9 protein-coding genes are annotated in these 8,585 nt (G+C 42.4%); 6 read left to right on the top strand and 3 right to left on the bottom strand.

Going from position 1 to position 8,585, the window contains the following annotated elements; all coding sequences use genetic code 11:
* Positions 1-312: 312 nt before the first annotated feature.
* A complete protein-coding gene (locus EWV84_RS07160; RefSeq protein WP_502705761.1) occupies positions 313-1,737 on the bottom strand; it encodes a protein adenylyltransferase SelO in 1,425 nt (474 codons plus the stop codon).
* Positions 1,738-1,819: 82 nt separating this feature from the next.
* On the opposite strand from EWV84_RS07160, the gene EWV84_RS07155 reads away from it, so the two are divergent.
* Together EWV84_RS07155 and EWV84_RS07150 are read left to right on the top strand one after the other, a co-directional pair.
* Positions 1,820-2,077 (top strand): CRR7 family NDH-1 assembly protein, encoded by a 258-nt coding sequence (locus tag EWV84_RS07155; RefSeq protein WP_287077456.1) that lies wholly within the window; start codon positions 1,820-1,822, stop codon positions 2,075-2,077.
* A 41-nt stretch (positions 2,078-2,118) separates the two neighbouring features.
* Complete coding sequence (locus EWV84_RS07150) at positions 2,119-2,529, top strand: salt stress protein, Slr1339 family (RefSeq protein ID WP_287077455.1); 411 nt, start codon at positions 2,119-2,121, stop codon at positions 2,527-2,529.
* A 6-nt stretch (positions 2,530-2,535) separates the two neighbouring features.
* On the opposite strand, the gene EWV84_RS07145 is transcribed toward EWV84_RS07150, so the two are convergent.
* Together EWV84_RS07145 and menD are read right to left on the bottom strand one after the other, a co-directional pair.
* Positions 2,536-3,765: a hypothetical protein gene (locus EWV84_RS07145; protein WP_287077454.1), complete on the bottom strand. Its 1,230-nt coding sequence runs from the start codon at positions 3,763-3,765 to the stop codon at positions 2,536-2,538.
* 114 nt (positions 3,766-3,879) lie between these two features.
* Positions 3,880-5,589 (bottom strand): 2-succinyl-5-enolpyruvyl-6-hydroxy-3-cyclohexene-1-carboxylic-acid synthase, encoded by a 1,710-nt coding sequence (gene menD / locus EWV84_RS07140; RefSeq protein ID WP_287077451.1) that lies wholly within the window; start codon positions 5,587-5,589, stop codon positions 3,880-3,882.
* A gap of 295 nt (positions 5,590-5,884) precedes the next feature.
* Between menD and EWV84_RS07135 the strand changes: the two genes are divergently transcribed.
* From EWV84_RS07135 to EWV84_RS07120, 4 genes are all read left to right on the top strand, one after another.
* Positions 5,885-6,295, top strand: a complete 411-nt coding sequence (locus EWV84_RS07135; RefSeq protein ID WP_287077449.1) for a M67 family metallopeptidase — start codon at positions 5,885-5,887, stop codon at positions 6,293-6,295.
* An 83-nt stretch (positions 6,296-6,378) separates the two neighbouring features.
* Positions 6,379-6,837, top strand: coding sequence for a cobalamin biosynthesis protein (locus EWV84_RS07130; protein WP_416361017.1), 459 nt, complete (start codon positions 6,379-6,381; stop codon positions 6,835-6,837).
* Positions 6,838-6,844: 7 nt separating this feature from the next.
* The gene (locus tag EWV84_RS07125; RefSeq protein ID WP_286826852.1) at positions 6,845-8,020 is read left to right on the top strand and encodes a lipid-A-disaccharide synthase-related protein; all 1,176 of its coding nucleotides are present in this window, start codon (positions 6,845-6,847) and stop codon (positions 8,018-8,020) included.
* Between the two features lie 155 nt (positions 8,021-8,175).
* Positions 8,176-8,585 (top strand): DUF4164 domain-containing protein (locus EWV84_RS07120; RefSeq protein WP_287077446.1); only part of this gene is annotated, 410 nt, incomplete at its 3' end.

Below are 8,585 nucleotides of genomic sequence, written 5' to 3'. Positions count from 1 at the left end.
GGTTTTTAGACTTTTTTTCCCTCAAAAAGTGCCGACCCTTGGAGTGATTGGGGGGAAAATTCAGGGACTTTTTCCCTGAAAATTAGGTAATTGACCACCTGAAAATGGGTAAAACCCCAACCCCCAACCCCCAACCCCCAACCCCCACCGAAAAACTTTTTCAGCAGACCCTATTTAAGGATGAGTAAGTGGATGTGGTGGCCAGGTTCCCAATTAGATCGTATTGAAGCAAACCTAGAGGCAAATCAGAGCTAACTACCTCTTGCCTCTCCTAACCAAGAAATTAATTTTGCACCACTACTTATTACTTAATTACTGTTTATTTTGTAATTTTATCACTAATTCTTGGAAAGGTTGCCAATCATCTTCATAGGTAATGGCTTCCCAAACCGATTCGATGAGAGGTCTAAGTAAAGCGGTTTTAGGATTATAATGCGTTAAGGTGTCGCCAATTTGAGACAAGGAATCTAGGGGTAATTGATTTAAGACCAAACTATATAATTCTCGCCAACGTTGCCAATCAGCTTTTGGTAAATCCATATTTTCAAGAATTAGAGAACTATTTTCTCGCCAACCGTAATTAAATTGTTCACTTAATTGATAGAAAAAGTCGTGATAACCGAGGCCAGTTTCTTGGAGAACTTCCACAGTTTTGCTGACCAGTAAAGCGGATTCGGGAGTAAAAATATCCTCAAAACCTAACTTTTTGAGCATCATTGTTTGATAATAAAAATTGTAATGCTGGTCATAGTTAGCCAAAGCCATATCTAACTCTAACAAGGAGACGACCATGGCCAGGGGAGATTGCAGTAACTCTAGATTTAAACGACAGATAAAAGGCTGATTGCCATAACTATAACGGCCACCGTAGTCGAAATAGGCCGCCGTAAATTGGGGGTTATAGGAAGGAATAAAAGCGTAGGGACCATAATCGAAACTTTCCCCAGTAATTGACATATTATCGGTATTGAGAACTCCATGACAAAAACCTGCGGCCATCCATTGGGCTGCTAATTTAGCGGTTCTTTCGAGCAAAGCGGCGTAAAATTTTAAATAGCGATCGCTATCTTGGGGATCGATTTCAGGATAATAATAAATAATCACATGATCGAGGAGTCTTTTAATTAAATCACTACGTTTAATATGAAATAAACGCTCAAAAGTCCCGAAACGAATATGAGAATTACTAACTCGAATCATCACCGAAGATCGCGTTGGGGAAGGTTCATCACCGCGCCAGAGATTTTCCCCCGTTTCCACCAAACTCAGACAGCGAGAGGTATTCACCCCCAAACCCCGTAAAGCTTCCCCAGCTAAGACTTCTCTAACTCCACCCTTGAGAGTTAACCTACCGTCCGCGTGACGGGAATAGGGAGTCCGTCCCGATCCTTTCGTACCAAAATCGTATAATTTGCCATCAATACCCCTAACTTGACCGTAGAGAAAACCGCGACCATCCCCTAAAAAAGGATTATACTCGCCAAATTGATAACCGTGGTAACGCAGGGACAAAAAAGGTGTCAGGGATTGAAATTTACCAAAAGCCTCGATAAAATGCTCATCTAAGGTTAATTCTGGCTGAATTTCCACCAAAGGTAATAAAGCATCATTGCGAAAACGAAGGATATGACGGGGAAAATCTGCGGCTGCGACTTGATCATAGTAGTGGTCTCCCAAGTCCTGCATGGCGCTTTCGTAAGGGAGACTGAGAAAGGGATTGGTGAGATGGTCTGTCATAGTGGTGGTGTCGATCGAGCTTTGAGGCGTTAAAGTGATAAAGATAGCCAAAAAATTTTCCTACTGAGACTATCAAACAGCGATGCCCGATTCTATTATGTATCAAGGGGACTATTTTCTTGTCCTTGAGGCCGATCAACCTGAACAATTCCAGACTCCCGACCAGTTACGGGATAAGTTAAAAGATGTAATCACCGCAAAACCGGAGATTTGTCCCCGACAATTGGCGAAATTCTCTAGTCTTGAGGAAAAAGCTCTCTATCTGCGCGATAATTACTGCGAGTTAGACCTGGGTGAGGAGGGTTATTTACAATGGTATGTAGTGCGTTTGGAAAAATAAGGAAACCCACTTTTTAACTTTTTACTTTTAACTTGATCATTATGGGAGAAATAGAAGATTTACTGGCACAAATGAAGGCAGAATACCAGAAACGGGATCAGGAAAAACCGATACCGTCCCCTTCTTCTCGTCAAGAAAAAGAGCGTTCCCCGTCCGAATTTAAGGTTAATTATACCGGCGATTCTGCTACCGATGGGATTTTAAAAGCTTTAGCCTTAGAAAACCAAGAAAGGCAACAACAAGAGGCAGCGGAAAAAGAAAAAGCGGTGGCATTAAAACAGCAGCGCAAGCGAGAAGCTTTAACTAGAAAGGCCAAGCAATGGTTAGATAAATTGGATGCTAAATCGGAGGAAGGACGCTGGTTTGAGGAGTTTTCCTATGGCTACGATTCTCCTTTAGAAGCAGCGATTACCTATCTAGAAGCTTTGGGAGAAGTGGACATTTCTAAATGATCAGGTCTAATTTAAAGTTGTGGGTAAATTTGCTTGGTCAAAAACTCGATTATGCCACCAAATATTATCACCAGCGCTAATATTTGTGCCGTAACGAGGAACGATACCATAAACAGTGCCGGGGTCATAATCCAAAGCTTGACTGATGAGATTGTAGAGACGTTGTAGATCAAAACCCCGGGGGTCACAATGGGGATATTTTCCTTGATTAATCAGAAAACTATCCACGGCAAAATGGCTGACAATTTGCGGTAATTGTCCCGTTTGTAAGGCTGCTAGGAGATAATATTTCGCCGTTTGTTGGTATTGAAAATCACTGTAACCGGGGAGGGGTTGCAAGCGTCCTTTGGTCAAACAGTGGGATCCCGGCGCTTGTACCAGTTCAATGTTAACACTGGAGATAACCCGACGATTTCTTTCGGCAAAAACTGGTCGCAAGCGATCGCAATTAGGGTGAGATACCTGATCACAAATCGCTGCTGTTGCCCATAATGCGGTGCTTTTTGCCCCATCAAAGTAATTTGTGGGATATTTTTTGACTAAACGCCTAAAGACGGCTTCTGAAGGCGTATTTAACCAAATTCTCGCCCTTTTTTCTAACTCAGTCGCCGATCGCGTACTCAAAGGAACACCCTCTAAAGCAAGTGCAAAACCCTTGACGCGGATAGTTTCTGGGGTAAGTTGCCACAGTTGACGCACTAATTGATCTCTGGTGTCTGCGGGCAGCATTTCGGCCGCTTGTTCATAAAAAGTGGCAGTGGGACGGTGACGTTCAAAAAAAGGCCGGGCGATCGAGTCTAAAATATCTCTATCCCTGGAATTCGCTTTGCGGGGGATGTAAACATTAGGACCCAATTTCATCGGACCGCGAGCATATTTTTTCTGTTCTTCGATGTTACCCGTGGTCATACTCCAAGCTGTATCGTGGAGAATAAACAAAGGAGTGCGATCGAGGGTTAATTCGGTTTCTGGCGGGGTAATTTGCAAAAATTCGGCGATTTTCTGCTTTTCTGACTCATCTAGACTCTTACCGGCTAAATTCTCCCCCACAGTGGAGGGATTAAAAATATTTATGGTTGCAGTGGAGAGACTAGAGCTATTCAGTTTTAAAATCAGTAGGGACAAGACCAAACTAATCACCAAAGAAGTCACTCCCGATCGCCATTGTTCCGGGGGAAAGATAGAATATCTAGGGAGAGAAAATTGTCTTGATTTTTGCCGTCTTTGTCGATTCATCGGACTTTTTTAACGCGCTTTCCACCTATTGTATTCACTTTCTCCAAAAAGGGAATTAATAGGCAATAGGCAGCTTCCCCACTTCCCCACACCCCACACCCCACACCCTACACCCTACACATAATTACTGAGGAACCATTGGGTATTAAAAGCTCGATCGCAGGATATTTCTAGTAATCTTATGCCTGATTCCGGCAAAACTGCGATTTTTTGCTGAAAATCAGTCCAATCGCTGATTAAATGGTAATCGATACCGTAGGTGTGACAGAGTTGGCAAAAGTCGATATTTTGGGGAGTGGCAAAAAATTCTTCAAAGGGAGGGTCAAATTTGGCGATCGGCAACAGTTGGAAAATGCCTCCCCCCTTGTTATTGATTAAAATTATGGTCAAGGAGCCAACAAAATAATTTTTGATTAAAAAACCATTTGTGTCGTGTAATAGGGCTAAATCTCCCGTTAATAGTAGGCTGGGAACATTTTTATAAGCTATTCCTATCGCAGTGGAGAGGTTGCCGTCGATGCCATTGGCCCCGCGATTAAAATAGGGACGAATTTGGCGATCGCTAGGCGGGTTAAAAAACTCGGCATAGCGAACAGGCATACTATTAGAGATAAAGATCGGAGTCTGGGGGGGGAGGTATTGGGAAAGCAGCCAGGGGATTTTCCCTTCAATCAGTTTAGTTTCTGCTGCCAAAAGGCGATCGATAGTTAATCTAGCTTGCTGGTCTAATTTTTGCCATAATTGCCGATATTCTCGGTTATTATCGGTTTTATCTGGGAATAGTTCCCCTAATTGCTCGATATTTCCCCTGAGATGTCCGGTTTTTCCCTGTAGAGGATCGTAATTATCGGGATGGGGATCGATAATCCAGCGCGGACAGTCGATTTCTTCTAACCAGGTCCGTAATTCTTTGCTGGTGGGTAATTCGCCAATTTGCAGGACAACATCGGGGGTTAATTGGGTTTTAATGGCAGGATTCCGCAATAATAAATCATAGGTGGTGATGAGATGGGGATTTAACCCTGCATAGTTTCGCAGAGGAGATAAAGCTTCCGCTAAGACGGGATATTGTTGCGATCGGGCTAAATTAGCGATCGCCTGACAGTAACTTTCGGGGTTTTGCGGGGAAGCTAATCCCGCAATGATAATTCCTTTGGGGGGTAAAGAAGGAATTTGGAGAAGTGAGTGGTTAATTGGCATATTTTGCCGAGATATATGGCTAAAAAAAGCCTCTTGGTCAAAATTAGCCTCTAAATTGTTAATTTCTAGATCGGGAGTTGGTGCGAGGGGATCCCGAAATGGTAAGTTCAGATGCACCACTCCGGGGACAGGATCGAGACAGCGCAACCACGCGTGGATGATGGTTTGACGGAGATAGCGTAAACGCTCGATATTGGCACTAGGACAGCTAATTTCCGCTTGCCAATTTGGATAATTACCGTAGAGTTTGACTTGATCGATAGTCTGACCGGCATGAGCATGACGCAATTCTGGGGGGCGATCGGCGGTTAGAATTAATAAAGGGACATGACTTTCTTTTGCTTCAATGACTGCGGGATAAAAATTAGCCGTGGCAGTGCCAGAAGTGCAGACTAAAACCACCGGTTGATATAATTGTTTGGCTAATCCCAAGGCAAAAAAGGCAGCCGAGCGCTCGTCTAAGATGGGAATAGCTTCAATCTGGGGATGTCTTGCCAAGGCTACCGTTAAAGGAGTCGATCGCGATCCGGGAGAAACCACCCCTATCTTCAATCCCAAACGGGCCATTGTTTCGACTAAAATAGAACCCCAAAGTGTATTAAGATTGCGAAAATCGATCGACATTTATCAATTCAGTGGCAAAGGTTAGGGGACGATAAGTTAAAGAGTCTATTAATCAATTTAACACTGGCCGGAACTGGCCAAGAATAAGTTATTCCTGAGTCAGCGATGCAGAAGTTATTAAAAGAGAGCGAAGGCAATTGGCCTCTACAATAATATTATTGCGCCAATGGTAGGGGCGCATCCCGTGCGTCCAAAATATCCTATAGATATTTCTCGAAAATTGAGATGCAGTCAGTTTTCAAGTTCCCTATAGCCAAAGCAAACTAACATCAATAGGTTTTGAAAATTTTCCACTATGCTCCTGATTACAGAACAAATTTACCAGCGCATTTTCACCCACGCAGAATCCACCTATCCCGAAGAATGTTGTGGGTTACTCTTGGGAAAAATTACCGAAACAGCAGCCCAAGTGATCACCATGCAAGCAACAGAAAATAACTGGTCTGGCAATAGGAGAAACCGCTTTAGTATGGCCCCAGAAGTGCTTTTACAAGCTCAAAAATCGGCGCGGGAAAACCAGCTAGAAATTATTGGTATCTATCATTCCCATCCCGATCATGCCGCCATTCCTTCGGAAATTGATCGCCAATTAGCCTGGTCAGGATATACTTATTTAATTGTCTCCGTAGTTTCAGGACGAGCGCTCGATTTACAAGCTTGGCAACTAGACGAACGCGAACAATTTCAACCAGTAAAAATATTGTAGTCTTGTGTAAATAGCAAACAGCCTTAAGGTGATTCTCCCCGTTGGCAATCCTAATCCCGCAACAATTAGAGGCAACACCAATGTTGACTAGCGCTTCCCCTGCTTTCCACCCACCCGCAATCGATTTAATTGGGATTGATCATCACCAATGGTATGGACGAGTATTATGGCTAGGAATAGGTTGCATCCGTGGGACGGAGAAAGCAGTCATAGATAGGGCAATTAGGGATGTTTTTAAGCGTTATCACCTCTCTTTAGCCGCTATTGCTGGTATTGCCACCCTTGACATCAAAGCTGATGAACGGGGTTTAATTGCCTACTGTCAAGAGAAAGGATTGCCTCTAAAAACTTTTACTGCCAAGGAGTTGAGAGATATTAATGTCCCCAATCCCTCGGCCATTGTCAATAAGGAAATGGGAACCCCTAGCGTCGCTGAAGCTGCCGCTTTAAAAATGGGCAAGACTTTGCTAGTAAGCAAGCAAATAGAAGCAAAATCGGTGACAGTGGCCGTTTCTTTGGCCGCAAGGGAATATAGAGGATAACAAATCGATGCTTAAACAGGTTTTATTTCTTAGTAATGGTCATGGTGAGGACTTAAATGCTAGTTTAATTCTGGGGGAATTACAAAAAATTCAGCCTCAATTATCTATAGCTGCTTTGCCTTTTGTGGGAGAGGGAAAAGCTTATCAAAAATTGCCCGTACCAATTATTGCCCCCACTGCTACTATGCCATCGGGGGGAATTATTTATACCAATCTTTTTAATTGGATTAAGGATATTGGTGCGGGATTAATCGGTCTAACTATTAAACAAATTCAGGCAGCTTTTAAAGTTAGCAAGGATTGTGATTTATTGATAGCAGTGGGGGATATTGTCCCGATTGCGATCGCTTCTTTAACCGGTCGTCCTTTTGTGGCTTTTATTGTTTCTACTTCCAGTTATTACGAAGGCACAATTAAATTACCTTTACTCACAGAATTATGTTTAAGATCCAAGAATTGTTTAAGGGTTTTCACTAGGGATAAATATACAGCAACAGACCTACAAAATCGGGGTATTAAAAAAGCGATTTTTGCTGGTTATCCGATTATGGATGTCTTAACACCAACGGGTAAAGATTTAGAATTAGATAGTCAAATTCCCATGATTGCTTTATTAGCGGGGAGTCGTTTACCGGAAGCTTTGAGTAATTTAGCTTTACAGTTACAAGTATGTGAGGAAATAGTTAAAATTAAACCGATGCAGTTTCGGGCTGCTATCGTTCCTAGTATCACAGAAACCGACTTAGAAAATTTAGCTAAACAAGAAGGATGGCATTATTTAGGAGCGGGAAAATTAGAGAAAAATGGGGCTTTATTATGCTGTTATCGTGATGCTTTTGCCGATATTTTACACCATTGTGACGCTTGTTTAGCCATGGCGGGGACAGCAGTAGAACAAGCAGTAGGATTAGGAAAACCCGTCATCCAAATACCCGGATTTGGTCCCCAATTTACCTACCCTTTTGCTGAGGCACAAATGCGCTTATTAGGGGAATCGGTGATAACTATTGGACAGAAACCCACCCAGGTAAATTTATTTAAAAATGCCGCGGTTAAAATTATCGATATTTTGGCAGATTCTCGTTATTTACACAGATGTTTAGAAAATGGCAAAATTAGAGTGGGAGAGTCCGGAGGTAGCAGAAATATTGCCGAGGAAATTTATAGCATTTTTCAAAAGTAATGGCAGAGATAGTTATACTATATCCGTTGAGTATAGGCTACATATCAGGAGAGGCAATAGATAATCAGAACGTAGGTTGGGTTGAAGCATGAAACCCAACACCTGCAAGGGTTACGCTACCGTGTACTATCATTACTCCCAGGGATTTTACCAAAATGTCCAACGAAACCGTTACTTATACTCTTGAATCCGTCCTCAAGGAAATCAAAGACAGCATCAAGGAAGTTAACCAAAAAATCGACACCTTCCAACAAGATGTTAACCAGAAATTTGATAGCCTACAGAAGGATTTTAACCAGAAATTTGATAGCCTACAGAGGGATTTTAACCAGAAATTTGATAGCCTACAGAGGGATTTTAACCAAAAAATCGATACCTTGCAACAGGATATTAACCAGAAATTTGATAAAATCGACGAACGGTTAACTAAGCTAGAGGTAGGACAAGCAAAACTAACTGAGAAAGTCGATGGGATGGATAGAAGACTAGAAAAGCTGGAAGGAACCCAAAAAAATCAAGTTTGGACGTTAATTATCCTTTTAGGAGGAGCGATTGGAACAGCAGC

This window comes from Microcystis sp. M_QC_C_20170808_M3Col, assembly GCF_007095505.1.
Taxonomy (GTDB): Bacteria; Cyanobacteriota; Cyanobacteriia; order Cyanobacteriales; family Microcystaceae; genus Microcystis.
The sequence above is the reverse complement of the archived record's forward strand: the minus strand, read 5'-3'. Positions and strand labels throughout refer to the sequence as shown.

Excerpts from the sequence above, each read along its gene's own strand:
- EWV84_RS07125 (WP_286826852.1), top strand. The coding sequence starts at position 6,845 with ATGCTTAAACAGGTTTTATTTCTTAGTAATGGTCATGGTGAGGACTTA.
- EWV84_RS07135 (WP_287077449.1), top strand. The coding sequence starts at position 5,885 with ATGCTCCTGATTACAGAACAAATTTACCAGCGCATTTTCACCCACGCA.
- EWV84_RS07160 (WP_502705761.1), bottom strand. The coding sequence starts at position 1,737 with ATGACAGACCATCTCACCAATCCCTTTCTCAGTCTCCCTTACGAAAGC.
- EWV84_RS07155 (WP_287077456.1), top strand. The coding sequence starts at position 1,820 with ATGCCCGATTCTATTATGTATCAAGGGGACTATTTTCTTGTCCTTGAG.
- EWV84_RS07150 (WP_287077455.1), top strand. The coding sequence starts at position 2,119 with ATGGGAGAAATAGAAGATTTACTGGCACAAATGAAGGCAGAATACCAG.
- EWV84_RS07145 (WP_287077454.1), bottom strand. The coding sequence starts at position 3,765 with ATGAATCGACAAAGACGGCAAAAATCAAGACAATTTTCTCTCCCTAGA.
- menD (WP_287077451.1), bottom strand. The coding sequence starts at position 5,589 with ATGTCGATCGATTTTCGCAATCTTAATACACTTTGGGGTTCTATTTTA.